The organism is Paracoccus thiocyanatus, assembly GCF_900156255.1.
GTDB classification, from domain to species: domain Bacteria; phylum Pseudomonadota; class Alphaproteobacteria; order Rhodobacterales; family Rhodobacteraceae; genus Paracoccus; species Paracoccus thiocyanatus.
Map to the genome: position 1 here is coordinate 203283 of NZ_FTMK01000003.1, position 19638 is coordinate 222920.

Annotated in this window: 21 protein-coding genes; 14 read left to right on the top strand and 7 right to left on the bottom strand. The window is 68.4% G+C overall.

Features of this window, described 5'->3' with window-relative positions:
• Positions 1-3 precede the first annotated feature (3 nt).
• Both F3H32_RS03845 and F3H32_RS03850 read right to left on the bottom strand, forming a co-directional pair.
• The gene (locus F3H32_RS03845) at positions 4-1779 is read right to left on the bottom strand and encodes a DNA polymerase III subunit gamma/tau (protein WP_149764551.1); all 1776 of its coding nucleotides are present in this window, start codon (positions 1777-1779) and stop codon (positions 4-6) included.
• Between the two features lie 59 nt (positions 1780-1838).
• Positions 1839-2135: a DUF2218 domain-containing protein gene (locus F3H32_RS03850; protein WP_115754351.1), complete on the bottom strand. Its 297-nt coding sequence runs from the start codon at positions 2133-2135 to the stop codon at positions 1839-1841.
• A gap of 220 nt (positions 2136-2355) precedes the next feature.
• On the opposite strand from F3H32_RS03850, the gene F3H32_RS03855 reads away from it, so the two are divergent.
• From F3H32_RS03855 to F3H32_RS03865, 3 genes are all read left to right on the top strand, one after another.
• On the top strand, positions 2356-4182 hold the full coding sequence (locus tag F3H32_RS03855; RefSeq protein WP_149764553.1) for an ABC-F family ATP-binding cassette domain-containing protein: 1827 nt from the start codon (positions 2356-2358) through the stop codon (positions 4180-4182).
• Between the two features lie 215 nt (positions 4183-4397).
• Positions 4398-4604 carry a cold-shock protein gene (locus F3H32_RS03860; protein ID WP_115754352.1) on the top strand — a complete coding sequence of 69 codons (207 nt, stop codon included), beginning with the start codon at positions 4398-4400 and terminating at the stop codon, positions 4602-4604.
• Positions 4605-4613: 9 nt separating this feature from the next.
• Positions 4614-4868 (top strand): hypothetical protein, encoded by a 255-nt coding sequence (locus F3H32_RS03865; RefSeq protein ID WP_223191335.1) that lies wholly within the window; start codon positions 4614-4616, stop codon positions 4866-4868.
• Positions 4869-5355: 487 nt separating this feature from the next.
• Here F3H32_RS03865 and groL read toward each other — a convergent pair whose 3' ends face one another.
• Both groL and F3H32_RS03875 read right to left on the bottom strand, forming a co-directional pair.
• Positions 5356-6996 (bottom strand): chaperonin GroEL, encoded by a 1641-nt coding sequence (gene groL / locus F3H32_RS03870; protein ID WP_149764555.1) that lies wholly within the window; start codon positions 6994-6996, stop codon positions 5356-5358.
• Positions 6997-7034: 38 nt separating this feature from the next.
• Positions 7035-7322 (bottom strand): co-chaperone GroES, encoded by a 288-nt coding sequence (locus tag F3H32_RS03875; protein WP_149764557.1) that lies wholly within the window; start codon positions 7320-7322, stop codon positions 7035-7037.
• A 198-nt stretch (positions 7323-7520) separates the two neighbouring features.
• Between F3H32_RS03875 and F3H32_RS03880 the strand changes: the two genes are divergently transcribed.
• The 9 genes from F3H32_RS03880 (at position 7521) to F3H32_RS03920 (ending at position 15215) form a co-directional block, all read left to right on the top strand.
• The gene (locus F3H32_RS03880) at positions 7521-8822 is read left to right on the top strand and encodes a glycosyltransferase family 4 protein (protein ID WP_149764559.1); all 1302 of its coding nucleotides are present in this window, start codon (positions 7521-7523) and stop codon (positions 8820-8822) included.
• Positions 8823-8913: 91 nt separating this feature from the next.
• Positions 8914-9957 carry a TraB/GumN family protein gene (locus F3H32_RS03885; RefSeq protein WP_149764561.1) on the top strand — a complete coding sequence of 348 codons (1044 nt, stop codon included), beginning with the start codon at positions 8914-8916 and terminating at the stop codon, positions 9955-9957.
• A complete protein-coding gene (locus tag F3H32_RS03890; protein WP_149764562.1) occupies positions 9947-10282 on the top strand; it encodes a DUF4440 domain-containing protein in 336 nt (111 codons plus the stop codon). The genes F3H32_RS03885 and F3H32_RS03890 overlap by 11 nt, the downstream gene beginning before the upstream one ends.
• A gap of 135 nt (positions 10283-10417) precedes the next feature.
• A complete protein-coding gene (locus tag F3H32_RS03895) occupies positions 10418-11338 on the top strand; it encodes a manganese-dependent inorganic pyrophosphatase (RefSeq protein WP_149764564.1) in 921 nt (306 codons plus the stop codon).
• Positions 11339-11355: 17 nt separating this feature from the next.
• A complete protein-coding gene (locus F3H32_RS03900; RefSeq protein WP_149764565.1) occupies positions 11356-12225 on the top strand; it encodes a TIGR01459 family HAD-type hydrolase in 870 nt (289 codons plus the stop codon).
• 107 nt (positions 12226-12332) lie between these two features.
• Positions 12333-12776 (top strand): MaoC family dehydratase, encoded by a 444-nt coding sequence (locus tag F3H32_RS03905; RefSeq protein ID WP_115754375.1) that lies wholly within the window; start codon positions 12333-12335, stop codon positions 12774-12776.
• A 29-nt stretch (positions 12777-12805) separates the two neighbouring features.
• On the top strand, positions 12806-13735 hold the full coding sequence (locus tag F3H32_RS03910) for a bifunctional riboflavin kinase/FAD synthetase (protein WP_149764567.1): 930 nt from the start codon (positions 12806-12808) through the stop codon (positions 13733-13735).
• On the top strand, positions 13735-14175 hold the full coding sequence (locus F3H32_RS03915) for a YcgN family cysteine cluster protein (RefSeq protein ID WP_149764569.1): 441 nt from the start codon (positions 13735-13737) through the stop codon (positions 14173-14175). The genes F3H32_RS03910 and F3H32_RS03915 overlap by 1 nt, the downstream gene beginning before the upstream one ends.
• Positions 14172-15215: a threonine aldolase family protein gene (locus tag F3H32_RS03920; protein WP_149764571.1), complete on the top strand. Its 1044-nt coding sequence runs from the start codon at positions 14172-14174 to the stop codon at positions 15213-15215. Before F3H32_RS03915 ends, F3H32_RS03920 begins: the two co-directional genes overlap by 4 nt.
• A 16-nt stretch (positions 15216-15231) precedes the next feature.
• On the opposite strand, the gene F3H32_RS03925 is transcribed toward F3H32_RS03920, so the two are convergent.
• From F3H32_RS03925 to F3H32_RS03935, 3 genes are read right to left on the bottom strand one after another with little or no spacing between them, the layout of a single operon-like run.
• A complete protein-coding gene (locus F3H32_RS03925) occupies positions 15232-15699 on the bottom strand; it encodes a CinA family protein (protein ID WP_149764573.1) in 468 nt (155 codons plus the stop codon).
• Positions 15696-16193 (bottom strand): phosphatidylglycerophosphatase A family protein, encoded by a 498-nt coding sequence (locus tag F3H32_RS03930; protein WP_149764575.1) that lies wholly within the window; start codon positions 16191-16193, stop codon positions 15696-15698. The genes F3H32_RS03925 and F3H32_RS03930 overlap by 4 nt, the downstream gene beginning before the upstream one ends.
• Positions 16194-16205: 12 nt before the next feature.
• Complete coding sequence (locus F3H32_RS03935; protein ID WP_149764576.1) at positions 16206-17348, bottom strand: bifunctional 2-C-methyl-D-erythritol 4-phosphate cytidylyltransferase/2-C-methyl-D-erythritol 2,4-cyclodiphosphate synthase; 1143 nt, start codon at positions 17346-17348, stop codon at positions 16206-16208.
• A 159-nt stretch (positions 17349-17507) separates the two neighbouring features.
• On the opposite strand from F3H32_RS03935, the gene rpiA reads away from it, so the two are divergent.
• Together rpiA and gorA are read left to right on the top strand one after the other, a co-directional pair.
• The gene (gene rpiA / locus F3H32_RS03940; protein ID WP_149764578.1) at positions 17508-18233 is read left to right on the top strand and encodes a ribose-5-phosphate isomerase RpiA; all 726 of its coding nucleotides are present in this window, start codon (positions 17508-17510) and stop codon (positions 18231-18233) included.
• Positions 18230-19630 (top strand): glutathione-disulfide reductase, encoded by a 1401-nt coding sequence (gorA, locus tag F3H32_RS03945; protein ID WP_149764580.1) that lies wholly within the window; start codon positions 18230-18232, stop codon positions 19628-19630. The genes rpiA and gorA overlap by 4 nt, the downstream gene beginning before the upstream one ends.
• The last annotated feature ends 8 nt before the right edge of the window (positions 19631-19638 follow it).

Below are 19638 nucleotides of genomic sequence, written 5' to 3' on the forward strand. Positions count from 1 at the left end.
CGCTTAATCCTCGTCCTCGAAGGGATCCCATTCCTCGACCTCGGCCACCGGGCCGTCGGTCAACCCATGCGGGGATGTATCCTCGCCGGCGGTATTTTCAACCGGGGCCGGCACCGGCGCCGGGCGGATCTGCGTGATCCTGGCGCCGGGAAAGGTGGCGAAGATCGCCTGGACCACCGGGTTTTCCATGGCGCGGGCGCGGGCCGCCGCCTGCTGCGCGGCGCGCCGTTCGCTGATCGTGGGCTGCCCCCCTTCCGAGGCGACGCTGACCGCCCAGCGTTGGCCGCCGCTCCAGCCGCGCAGCCGTTCCGCCAGCCGCTGCGCCAGGTCGCGCGGCGCGTCGTCGGTGGGTTGGAACTCGATCCGGCCGGGGGAATAGCGCACGAGCCGCAGGTGATCCTCGACATCGAGCAACAGTTTCATGTCGCGCATCCGCCGGATCAGGTCGATCACCGCTTCGAAATCGGGAAAGCCCGCCAGCGCATCGGGCGAAACGGCAAGCGCCGCGGCGCTGCCGTCCTGGCGCACCGCCACGGGGGCGCGGGACGGCGCGGCCGCGCGGGGCGCATCGCTGCGTGCGGCGGGCGGCGCGGCGTTGCGGGCGAATTCGCCGGCCGCGGCGCTGGCCTGGACCTTGCGGATCAGCGCCTCGGGGTCGGGCAGGTCGGCGACATGGGTCAGGCGGATGATCGCCATTTCCGCCGCCATCATCGCGTTCGGGGCCTGGCCCACCTCTTCCAGCGCCTTGAGCAGCATCTGCCACAGCCGCGTCAGCGCCCGCATCGGCACTTTGTCCGCGATCTGCCGGCCGCGGGCGCGTTCGTCGGGACCGATGGTCGGGTCCTCCAGCGCCTCGGGGGTGATCTTCACGATACTGACCCAATGCGTGATCTCGGCCAGGTCGCGCAGCACCGCCAGGGGGTCGGCGCCGTCGGCATATTGCGCCTGCAACTCGGCCAAAGCCTCGGCCGCGGCGCCGCGCAGGATCATGTCGAACAGGTCCAGCACCCGGCCGCGGTCGGCCAGGCCCAGCATGGCGCGAACCTGGGCCGCGCTTGTCTCGCCCGCGCCATGGCTGATCGCCTGGTCCAGCAGGCTGGTTGCGTCGCGGGCCGAGCCTTCGGCGGCCCGCGTGATCAGCGCCAAGGCGTCGTCGGTGATCTGCGCGCCCTCGCGCCCGGCAATGCGGCGCAGCAGCGCGATCATCACCTCGGGCTCGATGCGGCGCAGGTCGAAGCGCTGGCAGCGCGACAGCACCGTCACCGGCACCTTGCGGATTTCGGTGGTGGCGAAGATGAACTTCACATGCGGCGGCGGTTCTTCCAGCGTTTTCAGCAGCGCGTTGAAGGCGCTGGTCGACAACATGTGGACTTCGTCGATGATATAGATCTTGTAGCGCGCCGAGGCGGCGCGATAGTGGACCGATTCAATGATTTCGCGGATGTCGTTCACGCCGGTCCGGGATGCGGCGTCCATTTCCATCACGTCGACATGCCGGCCCTCGCTGATCGCCACGCAATGCTCGCAGGTGCCGCAGGGCTCGGTCGTCGGGCCGCCCTGGCCGTCGGGGCCGGTGCAGTTCAGCCCCTTGGCGATGATGCGGGCAGTGGTGGTCTTGCCGGTGCCGCGGATGCCGGTCATGATGAAGGCCTGCGCGATGCGGTCCGCCGCGAAGGCGTTCTTCAGCGTCCGCACCATCGCGTCCTGGCCGACAAGATCGGCAAAGGTCTCGGGGCGGTATTTCCGCGCCAGCACCTGGTAGTTCCGTTCTTCGCTCATCCACCGGCCTTTCGTGACCGGCGCAGATTAGCGGCGCGGGCGCAGGGCGGCAACCGCCCTTAGGCCGGCTGCCAGTCGAAGGCCAGCTCTTCGCGAAAGGCGAAGCGGGCGACATGGCTGTCGACGATATGGCGCATATGGGCGGTGGTGTCCTCGGGCGCCTCCAGCCGGATGTCCAGCGCCTCGGGCGTGGCGGCCAGGGTGATGGTGCGGTCCTCGGGCATGGCGATGCGGCCGCGGGTCGGGTCGAACTCGACCTCGAACTTGTGCGCCCAATGCTTGCAGAGCTGTTGCAGATAGCGGCTGGCATTCGGGGTCGCCACGCGGCAGGTCGAAACGATCACGGTCTGGGACATGGGCTTTCCTGTCTTGCGGGTCCGGCTGGCGGCGGCTGGCGGACATGAAAGGGTCACGAACGGGCCAAGCCTGCTTGGGCCGGACCCGGTCTTTCCACATATACCCGGACCGGGCGGCATTCAATCCCGCCGGCCGCCGCAACCGGCGATGGCGGGCGTGGCGCCGGGGCGGCGGCGCGCCCCGTTGACCGCCGCCGCCCCGCGGCATATCTGCGGGACCATGGCACGCGCACCGCTTTTGCAACTTACCGATATTTCCCTGACCTTCGGCGGCAATCCCGTTTTCGAAGGGCTGAACCTGACCGTCCAGCAAGGCGACCGGCTGGCGCTGGTCGGCCGCAACGGTTCGGGAAAATCCACGCTGATGAAGGTCATGGCCGGGCTGGTCGAGCCCGATGCCGGCCAGGTCATCACCCCGGCCGGCATCCATGTCGGCTATATGGAGCAGGATCCCGACCTGTCGGGCTTTGCCACCTTGGGCGATTTCGCCCGCGCCGGCCTGGCCGAGGGCGAGGATTACCGCGTCGAGATGGCGGCCGAGGGGTTGAAATTCGACCCCGACCGCGCCGTTGCCACCGCCTCGGGCGGCGAGCGGCGGCGGGCGGCGCTGGCCCGGCTTCTGGCCGAGGCGCCCGAGCTGATGCTGCTGGACGAGCCGACGAACCATCTGGACATCGAGGCCATCGGCTGGCTGGAGGAACAGCTTTCCACAAGCAAGACGGGTTTCGTGCTGATCTCGCACGACCGGGCATTTCTGCGGGCGCTGACGCGCGGCACGCTGTGGATCGACCGGGGCGAGATGCGAAGGCAGGATCGCGGTTTCGAACATTTCGAAGAGTGGCGCGAAACCGTCTGGGCCGCCGAGGACGAGGCCCGCCACAAGCTGGACCGCAAGATCAAGGCCGAGGCCCGCTGGGCGGTCGAGGGGATTTCCGCGCGCAGGAAGCGCAACCAGGGCCGCCTGCGCGCCCTGGCCGGGCTGCGCGAGGAACGTGCCGGCCAGATCCGCCGCCAGGGCACCGCGGCGTTGGAACTGGACGCGGGTCCGCAATCGGGCAAGCGGGTGATCGACGCCAAGGGCATTTCCAAGTCCTTCGGCGACCGGGTGATCCTGAAGCCCTTTGACCTGCGGGTGCTGCGCGGCGACCGGGTGGCCTTTGTCGGCCCGAACGGCGCCGGCAAGACCACGCTGATCAAGATGCTGACCGGCGAGATCGCGCCCGATACCGGCGAGGTCAGGCACGGCACCAACCTGGAGATCGCGGTTTTCGACCAGGCGCGCAGCGCCATCGACGAGACGGTGACGTTGTGGGATGCGCTGGCGGGCGATGCGGCGATGCGCGTCTCGGGCCGTTCGGACCAGGTGATGGTGCGCGGCAATCCCCGCCATGTCGTCGCCTATCTCAAGGATTTCCTGTTCGACGATGCGCAGGCCCGCGCGCCCGTCGGCAGCCTGTCGGGCGGCGAAAAGGCGCGGCTCTTGCTGGCGCGGATCATGGCGCGCCCCTCGAACCTCTTGGTGCTGGACGAACCGACCAACGACCTGGATGTCGAGACGCTGGACCTGCTGCAAGACATCCTGGGCGATTATGACGGCACGGTGCTGCTGGTCAGCCACGACCGCGACTTCATCGACCGCGTGGCCACCGCCACCGTGGCGATGGAGGGGGACGGCCATGCCACGATCTATCCCGGCGGCTGGTCGGATTATCGCGCCCAGCGGCCGCAGGCCGCGGCCGTCCCGCAGGCATCAAGGCCCGCGCCCACCGCTGCCAGACCCCCGCCCGCCAAGCCCGCACCGGGGCCGATGGCCGGGCGCACGGGCCTGAACTTCAGCGAAAGAAAGCGGCTGGAGGCATTGCCCGCGATCATCGAGCGGCTGGAGGCCGAGATCGGCAAGCTGACCGAGTTCCTGGCCAGCCCCGACCTGTTCCAGACCGCCCCGGCAAAATTCGCCAAGGCCAGCGAAGGGCTGGTCGAACGCCAGGCGGCCCTGGCCGCCGCCGAGGAAGAATGGCTGACCCTGGCCGAGCGGGGCGAGGGCTAAGGCCGGCGGCGCCGGCCGGATCAGGCCGCCATGGCCCCCTGTCCGCTGCGGCACACGCAACGGGCTTGCAATTTGCGGCCGGATCGCCCATGTTGAGCGGGCTAGGTTATTTCTTCCGCATCCTGTCTCCTTACCGGCTTCAGACTATGCTTTCGATCTGACTAAGCCGGGTCGCCGCAATATCGCGGGCGACGCTATCTTAAGGAGATATCACGATGGCCAATGGCACCGTGAAATGGTTCAATGCTACCAAAGGCTTCGGCTTCATCGCCCCCGCGAATGGCGGCAAGGACGTGTTCGTCCACATCTCGGCCCTGGAACGGGCCAATATCAGCCACCTGGCTGACGGCCAAGCCGTGACCTTCGAAATCGAAAGCGGCCGCGACGGCCGCGAATCGGCTCGGGACCTGAAACTGGCCTGATTGTGACGATTGGTCCGGCCGATCCTGGCCGGACCTTCTCTTCCAGAGGTCACCATGGCACCCAAGGACAGACTGAAGGAACTTTTCCGCGCGCCGGCACCGCTGACCGCGATGGACCGAACCACCCAGGAAGCCAGGCAGATCGTCAGCGAACAGACGGAACGCCGTCAGGAACTGACCGCCAGCTTGCGCGCCGCGCGGCTGGCCAAGGAAGCGGCCGACGCCGCCGCCCCTGCAAAGCCCCCGCGTAAACCCAAGAAATAGACGCGTGGCGCCCGCCGCTGGCCTTGCCGGCCGGGTGGCGGAGTTTCCCATATCATGGTTTGCCCTTGCGACCTTCCCCTTGGCAAAGCCGGGAGGAGGCCGGGCAGGGCTGCCCAATAACTCAAAAAAGGCAATGAAAATGGCAAGAACACCCAACAGACGTGCGACCCGTCGTCGGATTACGCAAAAGCATCAGGACCGGCGCCGGCTGGCGATCATGTTCATGAACAAGCAGATCGAAGGGGCAGCGATGGCTGCGACCGGGTCGGATCGCAAGGAAGCCGCGGGATCCTGAGGACCTGCGCCGCGCCTTGGCCGGGTCCTTGGTCCCGGTCGGCATGGGCCGGCGGCTGACCGCCTGCGGGCGAGGGCGCGGCAAAACCGTCTTTCCCTTTCCAGTCCAGCCCCGTCAACCACCGGGAATCGGACAAAAAAGGCCGCTCCTTTCGGAGCGGCCTTTCCTTTTCCTGCCTGGCAGGCGGGCAGATTACATCATGCCGCCCATGCCGCCCATGTCGGGCATGCCGCCGCCGGCCGGAGCTTTCGGCTCGGGCTTCTCGGCGATCATGGCTTCGGTGGTGATCAGCAGACCGGCGACCGAAGCGGCATCCTCCAGCGCGGTGCGCACGACTTTCGCCGGGTCGATGACGCCGAACTTGAACATGTCGCCATATTCTTCGGTCTGGGCGTTGAAGCCAAAGGCCTTGTCCGAGGATTCGCGGACCTTGCCGGCCACGACAGCGCCATCGACGCCGGCGTTTTCAGCGATCTGGCGCATCGGGGCTTCCAGCGCGCGGCGCACCAGGGCGATGCCCGCATCCTGATCCGAGTTCGCACCGGCCAGCCCTTCCAGGGCCTTGGCGCCCTGGACCAGGGCCACGCCGCCGCCGACGACGATGCCTTCCTGAACCGCGGCGCGGGTCGCGTTCAGCGCGTCATCGACGCGGTCCTTGCGCTCCTTGACCTCGATTTCAGTCATGCCGCCGACGCGGATGACGGCGACGCCGCCGGCCAGCTTGGCAACACGCTCTTGCAGCTTCTCGCGGTCGTAGTCCGAGGTGGTTTCCTCGATCTGCTGGCGGATCTGCGTGACGCGGGCTTCGATCTCGGCCTTTTCACCGGCGCCGTCGACGACGGTGGTGTTGTCCTTGTTGATCGAGACCTTCTTGGCGCGGCCGAGCATGTCGATGGTGACATTCTCCAGCTTCATGCCCAAGTCTTCCGAGATCACCTGGCCGCCGGTCAGGATGGCGATGTCTTGCAGCATCGCCTTGCGGCGGTCGCCGAAGCCAGGGGCCTTGACGGCGGCGATCTTCAGGCCGCCGCGCAGCTTGTTGACGACCAGGGTGGCCAGCGCCTCGCCCTCGACGTCCTCGGCGATGATCAGCAGCGGCTTTTGCGACTGGATCACGGCCTCCAGCAGCGGGACCATCGGTTGCAGCGACGACAGTTTCCTTTCGTGCAGCAGGATATAGGCATCCTCCAGCTCGGCGATCATCTTGTCGGCGTTGGTCACGAAATAGGGCGACAGGTAGCCGCGGTCGAACTGCATGCCTTCGACGACCTCGACCTCGGTCTCCATGCCCTTGTTTTCTTCGACGGTGATCACGCCTTCGTTGCCGACGCGCTGCATGGCTTCGGCGATCTGCTGGCCGATGAAGGCTTCGCCGTTGGCCGAGATGGTGCCGACCTGGGCCACTTCCGAGGAATCGTTGACGGGACGGGCGGCGGCCTTGATCGATTCGACGACCTTGGCGGTGGCCATGTCGATGCCACGCTTGAGGTCCATCGGGTTCAGGCCGGCGGCGACCGATTTCAGGCCCTCGCGCACGATGGCCTGGGCCAGCACGGTGGCGGTGGTGGTGCCGTCGCCGGCTTCGTCATTGGTGCGCGACGCGACTTCGCGGACCATCTGGGCGCCCATGTTTTCGAACTTGTCGGACAGTTCGATCTCTTTGGCGACGGTCACGCCGTCCTTGGTGATGCGCGGCGCGCCAAAGGACTTGTCGATCACCACGTTGCGGCCTTTCGGGCCCAGCGTCACCTTGACCGCATCGGCCAGGATGTTCACGCCTTTCAGCATGCGGTCGCGCGCGTCGCTGTTGAACTTGACTTCTTTCGCAGCCATTTGCTCTGCTCCTTGAATGGGTTATCGGAAGGGGACGATCAGGCGAGGACGCCCAGGATGTCGCTTTCCTTCATGATCAGCAGCTCTTCGCCGTCGACCGTGACCTCGGTGCCCGACCATTTGCCGAACAGCACGCGATCGCCGGCCTTGACCGCGGGCGCGATCAGTTCGCCCGAATCCTTGCGCGCGCCCTCGCCAACGGCGATGATTTCGCCTTCGGCCGGTTTTTCCTTGGCGCTGTCGGGAATGATCAGGCCGCCCTTGGTCTTTTCGTCCGACTCGACGCGACGGACCAGAACGCGGTCATGCAGCGGTTTGAAAGCCATTGTAGAACACTCCGGTGTTTCAGGTTGCAGTGTTGCAGCTGTTGGCACTCGGGTTGAGTGAGTGCCAATGCCGAACCATCTAGGACCCGCCCGACGACCTGTCAACGGTTCCCGTCCAGGAAATTGCGCCCAGAAATCCGCTTGACGGGCTTTCGCGCCCCCGGCTAGGCCAAGGGGAAAGCAGCATGGGCGGAACCGATGGTGGAACGGCGTCTGAAGGCCCTGGTCATCGCCGAGGCGGCGAACCCCGAATGGGTCTCGGTGCCCTTGGTGGGCTGGTCGCTGGCCCATGCGCTGCGCGACGTCGCCGATGTCCATATCGTCACCCAGGTCCGCAACCGCGAGGCGATCCTGCGCGCCGGCCTGGTCGAGGGGCGCGACTTCACCGCCATCGACAGCGAAAGGCTGGCCGCGCCGATGTGGCGGCTGGCCGAAAGGCTCAGCATGGGCAAGGGCGTCGGCTGGACGATGAAGACCGCGGTTTCGACGCTTGGCTACGGCTATTTCGAGCGGCTGGTCTGGCGCGCCTTCGGCCCGGCGATCCGTGCCGGGCATTATGATGTCGTGCATCGGGTGACGCCGCTGACGCCGACGGCCAACAGCCGCATCGCCCCGCTTTGCGCACGGGCGGGCGTGCCCTTCGTGCTGGGGCCGCTGAACGGCGGCGTGCCCTGGCCCGCCGGCTTCGATGGCGAGCGGCGGCGGGAAAAGGAATGGCTGTCCTATGTCCGCGGCGCCTACAAGGCGCTGCCGGGCCGCGGCGCGATGCTGCGCCATGCCGCGGCCATCATCTGCGGCTCGATGCATACGCTGGGCGAGATCCCGGCGCGCTACCGGGCCAAGACCGTCTGGCTGCCGGAAAACGCCATCGAGCCGGCGCGCTTCAGCCTGACCGCGCCGCAGCCCGGCACCTTGCCGCTGCGCGGCTGCTTCATCGGCCGCCTGGTGCCCTATAAGGGCGCCGACATGGCGATCGAGGCGGCGCTGCCCCTGCTGCGCGACGGCCGGCTGGTGCTGGACATCGTCGGCGACGGTCCGCAGGCCGGGCCGCTGCGCGACCTGGTCGGGCGCGAAGGCGTGGCGCAGGCGGTGCGCTTCCACGGCTGGCTGCCGCACGAGGCGGTGCAGGGCGTGGCGGCGCAGGCGCAATTACTGGTGTTCCCGTCGGTGCGGGAATTCGGCGGCGGCGTGGTGCTGGAGGCGATGGCGCTTGGCGTGGTGCCGGTGGTGGCCGATTATGCCGGGCCGGGCGAGTTGGTCGATGACGCGACCGGCTTTCGCATCCCCATGGGCCGCCGGGCCGCGCTGGTCGCCGGGCTGCGCGCGCGGCTGGAAGCCATCGCCGCCGATCCGGCAATGCTGCCCGGCATGGCAAGGGCGGGTCAGGCCCGCGTCATGCGCGATTTCACCTGGGCCGCCAAGGCCGCGCAGGTCGAACGCATCTGGCGCGGCGCGATCGCCCGCGCGCCGCTGCCGCAGGACCTGCCGCGGCCGCGCTAGGCGCCAGGCCGGGCCTGCGACGCCCCCTCGGCTGGCGCCAGCCCCGTGGCCGTGCCATGCTGCGCGCCATGAACCGAACCGGAACGAACCCATGCGCCTCAAGCCGATCCTGACCGCGCTGCTTGCCGCAGCGACCCTGGCGATGCCCGCCGCCGCGCAGGATTGCGTGGGCCAGAACCTGTTCGAGACCATGCCGCCCAAGCGCCTGGCCGAACTGCATGCCGCCGCCGAAAGCGTACCCTATCGCCACGGCCTGTTCTGGCGGGCGGAAAAGGGCGACCAGCGGATCATCCTGCTGGGCACCTATCATTTTGCCGACCCCCGCCACGACCTGGCCATGGACCGCTTTGGCCCCGAGATCGCCGCCGCCGCCGCCCTGCTGGTCGAGGCCGGCCCCCAGGAAGAGGCGCGGCTGGCCCAGGCCATGGCGGCGGACCCGAGCTTGCTGGTCGATCCCGACGGCCCGACCCTGCCCGAGCGACTGACCGACGATGAGTGGAAATCGCTTTCCGCCGCGCTGGAGGAACGCGGCCTGCCGGCGGTGATCGCCAGCCGGCTGCGGCCCTGGTATGTGGCGGTGATGCTGGGCATCTCTCCCTGCATGATGCGGGTGATCGAAACGCGGGGCGATCCCGGCGGGCTGGACCACCTGCTGGTGGAACGCGCCCAGGCGGCGGCGGTGCCGGTCCGGGCGCTGGAGCCGTGGGATACCGTCTTCACCCTGTTCCAGGGCATGACCCCGGCCGAGGAAGAGGACATGATCCGCGCCGCCATGCCCGCCGCCGCCCATGCCGATGATTACGCGGTGACGCTGGCCGACGCCTATTTCGCCGGCGATAGCTGGCTGATCTGGGAATTTGGCCGTTTCGACGCCTATGACCGTTCCGGCCTGACCCGGTCCCAGGTCGATGCCCAGATGCGCCTGGCACAGGAAAAGCTGATGGACCAGCGGAACAAAAGCTGGGTCCAACCCATTGAACAGGCAGCGGCCCAGGCGGCCGGGCAGGGCAAGGGCGTGGTGGCGGGCTTTGGCGCGCTGCATCTGCCGGGCAAGGCGGGCGTGCTGCGATTGCTGGAAAACCGGGGCTGGACCCTCAGCCCCATCACGGTAAAGGGAACAGGCGATGGCGGATGAACTGTGGCGCGAGGAACGCGAATTCTGGCTGGCCGGCGTGGCCGAGGCGGTGCGCAAGCTTGACGGTTCCTGCCTGATGGCGTTCCAGCCCACGGGGATCATGGACCGCGCCGGGGTCATCGCCGCGCTGCAAGCCGCACCGCGCTGGCAGGAAGTCACCATGGCCGAACGCGCCAGCATCGAAACCGACGAGGTCAGCGTGCTGGCCTATCACGCCACCGCCCGCCGTGCCGGGGCCGAAACCTATCGCGCGCTTTGCACGACGACCTGGATCCGCCGCGCCGGCGACTGGCGCATCCTGCAACACCAGCAGACCCCCTTGTGACGCGCTTGTGATCCGCTTCCGGCCAGACCCTGGGCCGGTTCGGGTCAGGCGGCGGCCGCACCGGCTTGATAGACATTGCCCGGCCGCACCCCTATAACCCCGGCGAATTTTCCGCCCAAGCTTCAGGGGATCCCCATGATCAAGGTTTTCGGCCACAAGGCACCCGACACCGATTCGACCGGCTCGCCCATCATCTGGGCCTGGTATCTGTCCGAAGTCCGCAAGACCCCGACCCAGGCCGTCTTGCAGGGCGAGCCCAATACCGAGGCCGCCTGGATGCTGGCGAAATGGGGCCTCGACATGCCCGCGATCATCGACGATGTCGCGCCGGGCGAGCAATGCGTGGTCGTGGACACCAACAATCCTGCCGAACTGCCCGCCTCGCTGGGGCAGGCCGATGTGATCGAGATCATCGACCACCACCTGCTGGCCGGCGGCATCCGCACCCGGCTGCCGATCAACATCACCATCCGCCCGCTGGCCTGCACCGCGACGATCATGCACGACCTGATCGGCGACGAGGACCTGGCCCGCGCGCCGCGCGCCATCAAGGGCGCCATGCTGACCTGCATCCTGTCGGACACGCTGGAGTTCCGCAGCCCGACGACCACCGCCCATGACCGTTTCGTGGCCGAGAAGCTGGCAAAGGATCTGGGCGTCTCGATCCCCGAATACGCGGCCGAGATGTTCGCGGCCAAGTCCGACGTGTCGGCCTTTACCGAAGAAGCCCTGCTGCGCATGGACAGCAAGGAATACGAACTTGCCGGCAAGCAGCTTCGCGTCTCGGTGCTGGAGACGACGGCGCCGCAGGTCCTGCTGGACCGCAAGGCGGCGCTGATGGCCGCCATGCCCGCCGTGGCGGCTGCCGACGGCGCCGACGAGGTGCTGCTGTTCATCGTGGACATCCTGAACGAGCGCGCGACCCTGCTGGTGCCCAATGACTTCGTCCGGCAGGTGGCCGAGAAAAGCTTCAACGCCACCGTCTTGGGCGACAGCGTGGTGCTGCCCGGCATCATGTCGCGCAAAAAGCAGATCATCCCGGCCCTGGCCGTCTGACCCAAAGGGCCTTGACCATGACGCAGATCATCCGCTCGCTTGACGAGATTGCGCTGAATTACGACGTTCTGTTCTGTGATCTCTGGGGCTGCCTGCATAATGGCATCGCGGCCTTTCCGGCCGCCGTCGCCGCCTTGCAGGGCTTTCGCGCCAAGGGCGGGCGGGTGGTGCTGCTGACCAACGCCCCGCGCCCGCGCCACTATGTGGCCGAGCAGTTGCAGGCCATGGGTGTGCCGCAGGACGCCTGGGACGCCATCGTCAGTTCCGGCGATGCGGCGCAGGACGCGATGTTCGCCGGCGCGGTCGGCCGCCGGGTCTGGGCCATCGCCCAGCCCAAGGACGAGGGCTTCTTTGCCGATATTCCCGAAGAATGGCAGGACGCCCCCGCCATCCAGCGGGTGGAGCTGCCCGAGGCCGAGGGCATCGTCTGCTGCGGGCTCTTCGACGATCTGGTCGAGGTCCCCGAGGATTACCGGGCCCGGCTGATGCTGGCGCGCGAACGCGGCCTGCCGCTGCTTTGCGCCAATCCCGACGTGGTCGTGGACATGGGCGAACAGCGGCTTTACTGCGCTGGCGCCCTGGCCCAGCTTTACGAGGATCTGGGCGGCACCTCGCTTTATTTCGGCAAGCCGCACCCGCCGATCTATGACCTGGCGCGCCGCCGGCTGGGCCTGGACGACAGCGCCCGCATCCTGGCCATCGGCGACGGCATCGCCACCGACATCGCCGGCGCCGTGGCCGAGGGGCTGGACGCGCTGTTCATCACCGGCGGCCTGGCCTTTGACCAGTTCGGCCCTGACGTGGAAAACCCCGAGCCGGCGCGGCTGGAGGAATGGCTGGCGCTTCGCTCGCAGAATCCGGCCTATGCCATCGGCCGGCTGCGCTGAACGGTTCGTAACAATCGGTCCCCCAAGCCGGTCCCGGCGTTATTTTCTTGCTTCCCCGGCTTTGTGCTGCTATGCAGCATGAAGCCATTCTTCGGGAGCATTGAATGATGCTGGACAACCTGCCGCGCGGCACGATCGTCATCGAGGATCTTGAGGTCGGGATGATGCGCTATCTTCAAAAGGTAGTCACCGACGAGGATATCGAGATGTTTGCCCAGGTCTCGACCGACCGCAATCCGGTCCACCTGGACGAGGCCTATGCCCAGGACACCATCTTCGAAGGGCGCATCGCCCATGGCATGCTGACCGCGGGGCTGATCTCGGCCGTGATCGGGGAACAGTTGCCCGGCCATGGCACGGTCTATCTGGGCCAGACGCTGAAATTCATGGCCCCCGTCCGGCCCGGCGACCTGGTGCGCGCCGAGGTCGCGGTCGAGGCGATCGACCATGCAAAGCGGCGCGTGACACTTGCAACCCGCTGCCTCGTCGGCGATACGGTCGTTCTGAAAGGCGAGGCCGTCGTTCTGGCGCCAAGCCGCAAATTCGACTGACGGGCCGGCCGGCGGCCCAGCGGGGGCCAATGCGCATCCATCACGACTGGAAGGCTCTGCCGCCCGATGCCCGCGGGGCAAGCGTCGCCATGGGCAATTTCGACGGCGTCCACCTAGGCCACCGTTCGGTGATCGACGCCGCCCGCGCCGCCTGCCAAGCCCCCCTGGGCGTCATCACCTTCGAGCCGCATCCGCGCGAATTCTTCGCCCCCGACGCGCCGGCCTTTCGGCTGATGAACGCGGAATCGCGGGCGAACCGCCTGGCGCGGCTGGGGGTCGAGCATCTTTACGAACTGCCCTTTGACGCGGTGCTGGCCGGACTTGCGCCCGAAGCCTTTGCCCGCGAGGTGCTGGCCGACGGGCTGGGGGTGCGCCATGTCACTGTCGGGGCCGATTTCTGCTTTGGCCGCCAGCGGTCGGGCGATGCGCGGATGCTGGCGCAGTTGGGGCGCGATCTGGGCTTCGAGGTGACGGTCGCGCCGCTGATCGGCGATGGTGGGCTGCAATACAGTTCGACCGCGATCCGCCAGGCCCTGGCCCAGGGCCGCACCCGCGACGCCGAACGGATGCTGGGCCATTGGCAGCGCATCGACGGCGCGGTGCTGCATGGTGACAAGCGCGGCCGCGACCTGGGCTATCCCACCGCGAACATGGCGGTCGAGGGGCTGCACCTGCCGGCACTTGGCATCTATGCGGTGCTGGTCGATGTGCTGACCGGGCCGGACCGCGGCAGCTACAAGGGCGTGGCCAGCCTGGGCGTGCGCCCGATGTTCGGCGAGAACCGGCCCAACCTGGAAGTGCATGTCTTTGACTTCACGGCCGATCTTTATGGCCAGCACCTGTCGGTCGCGCTGGTCGAATACCTGCGCCCCGAGGCCAAGTTCGACACGCTCGACGCGCTGGTCGCGCAGATGGACCGCGACAGCGCCCAGGCGCGCGAGATCCTGGCGACCCGCTGATGCGCGAACGGTTCTGGGAATTGCCGCTTGCCAGCCTTGACCAAGAGGAATGGGAGGCGCTGTGCGACGGCTGCGGCAAGTGCTGCCTGAACAAGATCGAATACGAGGATACGGGCGAACTGGCCTTTACCCGCGTCGCCTGCCGGCTGCTGGACGGCGAGACCTGCCAATGTTCCAGCTATCAGAACCGCCACGACTATGTGCCCGACTGCGTCGTCCTGTCGCGCAAGAAGCTGAAGCAGATCGGCTGGTGGCTGCCCTCGACCTGCGCCTATCGGTTGCGCGCCGAGGGCAAGCCGCTTTACGACTGGCATTACCTGATCTCGGGTGATCGCGAATCGGTGCATCGCGCCGGCGCCTCGGTGCGGGGCTGGACCGTCAGCGAGCTTTCCGTGACCGAAGACGACTGGGACGAGCATATCATCGAGGATCTTTCATGAATTTCGCCTCGGACAATGCGGGCGGCGTGCATCCCCGCATCATGGCGGCGCTTGCCGCCGCGAACGAAGGCCATGTGCCCTCCTACGGCGAGGACAGCATCACCCGCGCCGCCCAGGACCGCTTGCGCGAACTTTTCGACGCGCCCCAGGCGGCGGTGCATTTCGTGGCCACCGGCACCGCGGCCAATGCGCTGTCGCTGTCGCTCTTGGCGCCGGGCTGGGGCAAGGTCTTTTGCCATGCCGACGCCCATGTCCAGACCAGCGAGACCGGCGCGCCCGAATTCATGACCGGCGGCGCCAAGCTGGTGCCGGTGCCGGGCGCCGGCGGCAAGATCACCCCCGAGACGCTGGCCGAGGCGCTGGTGGTCCATGGCCGCGATTCGGTCCATGCCGGGCGGAACGCCGCGCTGACCCTGACCAATGCGACCGAATGGGGCACGGTCTACACCCCGGCCGAGGTCGAGGCGCTGGCCGCCGTCGCCCGCGACGCCGGGCTGGGCCTGCACATGGACGGGGCGCGCTTCGCCAATGCGCTGGCCGGGCTGGACGTGGCGCCCGCAGACCTGACCTGGCGGGCGGGGGTGGATATCCTGTCGCTGGGCGGCACCAAGAACGGCTGCATGGCGGTCGAGGCGGTGGTGATCTTCGACCCTGCCAAATCCGAGGAATTCCAGTTCCGCCGCAAGCGCGCCGGGGCGCTTTTGTCCAAGCACCGCTTTCTGGCGGCGCAGGTGCTGGCCTGGCTGGAGGGCGACCTGTGGCTGCAACTGGCCCGCCACGCCAATGCCATGGCGCATGAGCTGGCGCTGGGTCTGGCGCGGCTGCCGGGCGTGCGCATCGACCAGCGCGTCGAATCGAACGCGGTCTTTGCCACCATCCCGGCCGATCTGCACCGCCGCGCCGGTGCCAGCGGCATCTGCTATCACCTGTGGCCGCATACCCAGCAGCCGGCCGAGGACGAGCCGGTGGGCATCCGCCTGGTCTGCGGCTGGGATACGCGGCTGGAAGATGTCACCGCGACCTTGCGGGCCTTGGCTTAGGCAAAGCCCGGCGAGGCTAGGCCAGTGCGGCCTTCAGCAGCGCCAGCGCATGTTCGACGGTGGCGGCGCGCACCGCGGCGCGGCCGCGCGGGCCGAAATCCACCGTTTCGGTCCTGACGCCGCGGCCATCGGCGATGCCGAAGCAGACCCGGCCCTCGGGCTTCCTTTCGGACCCGCCCGGCCCGGCGATGCCGGTGACGGAGACCGCGACGCCGGCTTGCGAACGGGCCAGCGCGCCCAAGGCCATCTCGGCCGCGATTTCCTCGCTGACCGCGCCATGGGTCTCCAGCGTTTGGGGGCGGATGCCCAGCATCTCGACCTTGGCGGCGTTGGAATAGGTGATAAAGCCCCGGTCCACCGCGTCCGATGAACCCGGCACATCGGTCAGCCGCCCGGCGATCAGCCCGCCGGTGCAGCTTTCGGCGGTGGCGATCATCAGCCCGCGCCTGCGCGCCAGGTCCAGGACTTCGGCGGGGTCGGTCACAGCATCGGCTCCAGCACGGCGTGGTAAAGCCCGGCCAGGATGACCGAGACGACGCCGGCGAACAAGCCCGCCCACAGGTCGTCCGCCATGACGCCCAAGGTGCCGCCGCGCCGGTCGGCGCGCCCGACCAGCCAGGGCTTCCAGATGTCGAACAGCCGAAACAGCAGGAAGGGCGCGACAAAGCCCGGCCAGGCCGCCATGATCGAGACGTCCCTTTGCGCCAGCGGGATCACGGTAAAGCACATGGCCAGCCATTGCCCGGCCACCTCGTCGATAACGACCCAGGACGGGTCGCCATCGGCGCTGTCCGCCAGCACCCGCGGCATCGCCCAGAAGCCCAGCAGCGTCGCCAGCACGAAACCCGCCGGCACCAGCATCGGGTGCAGCCATTCATAGGCCGCGACCCCCAGCACCACGGCGGCGGCCGAGCCCCAGGTGCCGGGGGCCGGGCGCAGATGGCCGATGCCGAAAAACGTCGCGATCAGCTTGTCCATGAAGACCCCCGATTATCCCTTGACCAATGTGGCGGTGGCGATGGCGGCGATGCCTTCCTCGCGCCCGGTAAAGCCCAGCCGTTCCGAGGTAGAGGCCTTGACGCCGACCCGGTCGGGCTCGACGCTCATGATCTCGGACAGGCGCAGCGCCATGGCGCCGGCATGCGGGCCGATCTTGGGCCGTTCGCAGATCAGCGTCACGTCGGCGTTGGAAATTTCATAGCCCATCTGCCGCGCCAGCGTCGCGGCATGGCGCAAAAAGATATGGCTTTCCGCCCCCTTCCATTGCGGGTCCGAGGGCGGGAAATGCCGGCCGATATCGCCCTGGGCCAGCGCCCCATAGATCGCGTCGGTCAGGGCATGCATCCCCACATCGGCGTCGGAATGGCCCAGAAGCGCCCGATCATGCGCGATCCTGACCCCGCAAAGCCAGACATGGTCGCCCGCGGTAAAGGCATGCACGTCGAACCCGTTGCCAAGGCGAATATCCATCGCGTCCCCCAGGATACGTTCGGCCCGCGCAAAATCGCCGGGCCAGGTCAGTTTCAGATTGTCCTCGTCGCCGGCCGTCACGGTGACGGGCAGGCCGGCGCGGATCGCCAGCTCCACGTCATCCGCCGCGCCCTCGGGATGGGCGCGATGCGCGGCCAGGATGGCGTCCAGCGCAAAGCCCTGCGGGGTCTGGGCGCGAAACAGCCCCTCGCGGCTGGCGGTGCCGGTGACGCGCCCCTCCGCGGCCCGCCACAGCGCATCGGTGACGGGCAGGGCGGGCGCGGCGGCGGGCGCGCCGCCGGCAAGCGCCGCGACAACGCCCTGGATCACGCGCTGCGAAACCAGCGGGCGCGCGCCGTCGTGGATCAGCACATGGGTGACGCCGCTGCCTTCCAGGCTTTCCAGCGCCGCGCGCACGCTGTCCGAACGCGTGGCCCCGCCCGCGACCAGCACCACGGGCCCCGACAGTTCCGCGACGCCCCGCGCCATGTCTTCGGGCGCCAGCGTCACCACGATGCGGGAAAATCCGGCAAAGGCGGCGATGCTGCGGTCCAGCACGCTTGGCCCGGCCAGGGCGCGCCATTGCTTGGGCGGGCCGTCGCCGGCGCGGGTGCCGCGGCCGGCGGCGGTGATGATGGCGGCATATGTGGCGGGTATGGTCATGGCCGCCAGATTTAGGTCAGCCGCCGCCCCGAGGCAATCGCCGCCGGTCCGGCGCGTTTCGTCGCGGCCAAAAGACGCAGCCAATGGTAGCCCATGGCGCGGCTTGTGCTTATAAGGGCGCCCAGACGCCGCCCGCCAACCCAGCCAAGGATTGCCGCCATGACCGACCCCGCCGCCGCCGATCTTTCCAAGGACGCCGCCGCCCGTGCCGCCGTGGCGCTGGTCCAGCCGGGGATGCGGCTGGGGCTGGGCACCGGCTCGACCGCGGCGATCTTCGTGCGCCGCCTGGCGCAGCGCGCGCAGGACGAGGGGCTGGCGCTGCGCTGCGCCGCCACCTCCAAGGCTACCGCGGAACTGGCGACTTCGCTGGGGCTGGCGGTCGAGGATCTGGACCAGATCGGCTGGCTGGACCTGACCATCGACGGCGCCGACGAGGTGGACCCGGACCTGAACCTGATCAAGGGCGGCGGCGCCGCGCATCTGCGCGAAAAGATCGTCGCCACCGCCTCGGACCGCATGGTGGTCATCGCCGACCAGGGCAAGGTGGTGGACCGGCTGGGCGCCTTTCACCTGCCGGTCGAGGTGATTCCCTTTGGCTGGCAGGCGACGCGGACGCTGATCCAGCGGGCGCTGGACCGGCTGGACCTGACCCAGCGCCCGATCCTGCTGCGCAAGCGCGGCGACGAGACCCTGCTGACCGACGAGGGCAACCTGGTCCTGGACCTGGCGCTGGAGGCGATCCCCGACCCCGAGGCGCTGGCGGACGAGCTTTCCGCCATCGCCGGGGTGGTTGAACACGGGCTGTTCCTGAATATCTGCCAGTTGGCGATCATCGGCTGCCCGGACGGTTCGGTGGTGGAATTGCGGCGCGAGGATATGGAATGACTTTCGACTACGACCTTTTCGTCATCGGCGGCGGCTCGGGCGGGGTGCGCGCGGCGCGCATCGCGGCCAGCGAATACGGCGCCCGCGTCGGCCTGGCCGAGGAAAGCCGCATGGGCGGCACCTGCGTCATCCGCGGCTGTGTGCCCAAGAAGCTGATGATCTTCGCCTCGCAGGCCGGCGCCGCGGCGGCCGAATCGCGCGGCTATGGCTGGCAGGGCGCGGATCAGGGCCGCTTCGACTGGCCCGCGTTCCACGGCAAGCTTATGCGCGAACTCGACCGGCTGGAGGGCGCCTATACCTCTGGCCTGGCGAATGCCGGGGTCGAGGTCCATATGCAGCGCGCCCGGCTCTATGACGCGCATACGGTCGAACTGGCCGACGGCCAGCGCCTGAGCGCCAAGCATGTGCTGATCGCGGTCGGCGGCCGGCCGCAGCGCCCGGACATTCCGGGCCAGGAACTGGGGCTGATCTCGGACGACCTGTTCACGCTGGACCGGCTGCCGGGCCGGGTTCTGGTGGTGGGCGGCGGCTTCATCGCCTGCGAATTCGCCACCATCCTGCAAGGGCTGGGCAGCGACACGGTGCTGGCCTATCGCGGCGACGCGGTGCTGCGCGGCTTCGACACCGAGATGCGCCGCCACGCCACGGAACAGCTGCGCGCCGTGGGCATCGACGTCCGGCTGGAAACCAACCCCGCCCGGCTGGAACGCGAGGGCGCGGGCATCCGCGTCACCTATCAGGACGGCAAGGACGAAGTTTTCGACGCGGTGATGTTCGCCACCGGCCGCGCGCCCCATACCAAGGGGCTGGGCCTGGAAGAGGCCGGCGTCAAGCTGGGCGACAAGGGCCAGATCGTGGTGGACGAATGGTCGCAAAGCTCGGTCCCGTCGATCTATGCGGTGGGCGACGTGACCGACCGGGTGAACCTGACCCCGGTGGCGATCCGCGAAGGCCACAGCTTTGCCGACACGGTTTTTGGCGCCCGGCCGCGCAAGGTCGATCACGGGCTGGTGGCCAGCGCCGTCTATACCCGCCCGCATGAGGTGGCGAGTATCGGCCTGACCGAGGACGAGGCCGAGGCACGCGGCCCCGCCGACATCTATGTCGCCAGCTTCCGCCCCATGCGCTCGCTTTTCGCGGGATCGGACGCGCGGGCGGTGATGAAGCTGGTGGTGGACGCGGAAACCGACAAGGTGCTGGGCTGTCACATCTTTGGCCCCGAGGCGGGCGAGATGATCCAGTTGGTCGCCATCCCCATGGGCATGGGCGCCACCAAGGCCGATTTCGATGCCGCCATCGCCGTGCATCCGACCTTGGCCGAAGAACTGGTGACGATGCGCAAGCCCACCCGCCGGGTGGGGGCGGCAAAAGCGGACAAACCCGCCGCATCGGCTTGATTTTCCGG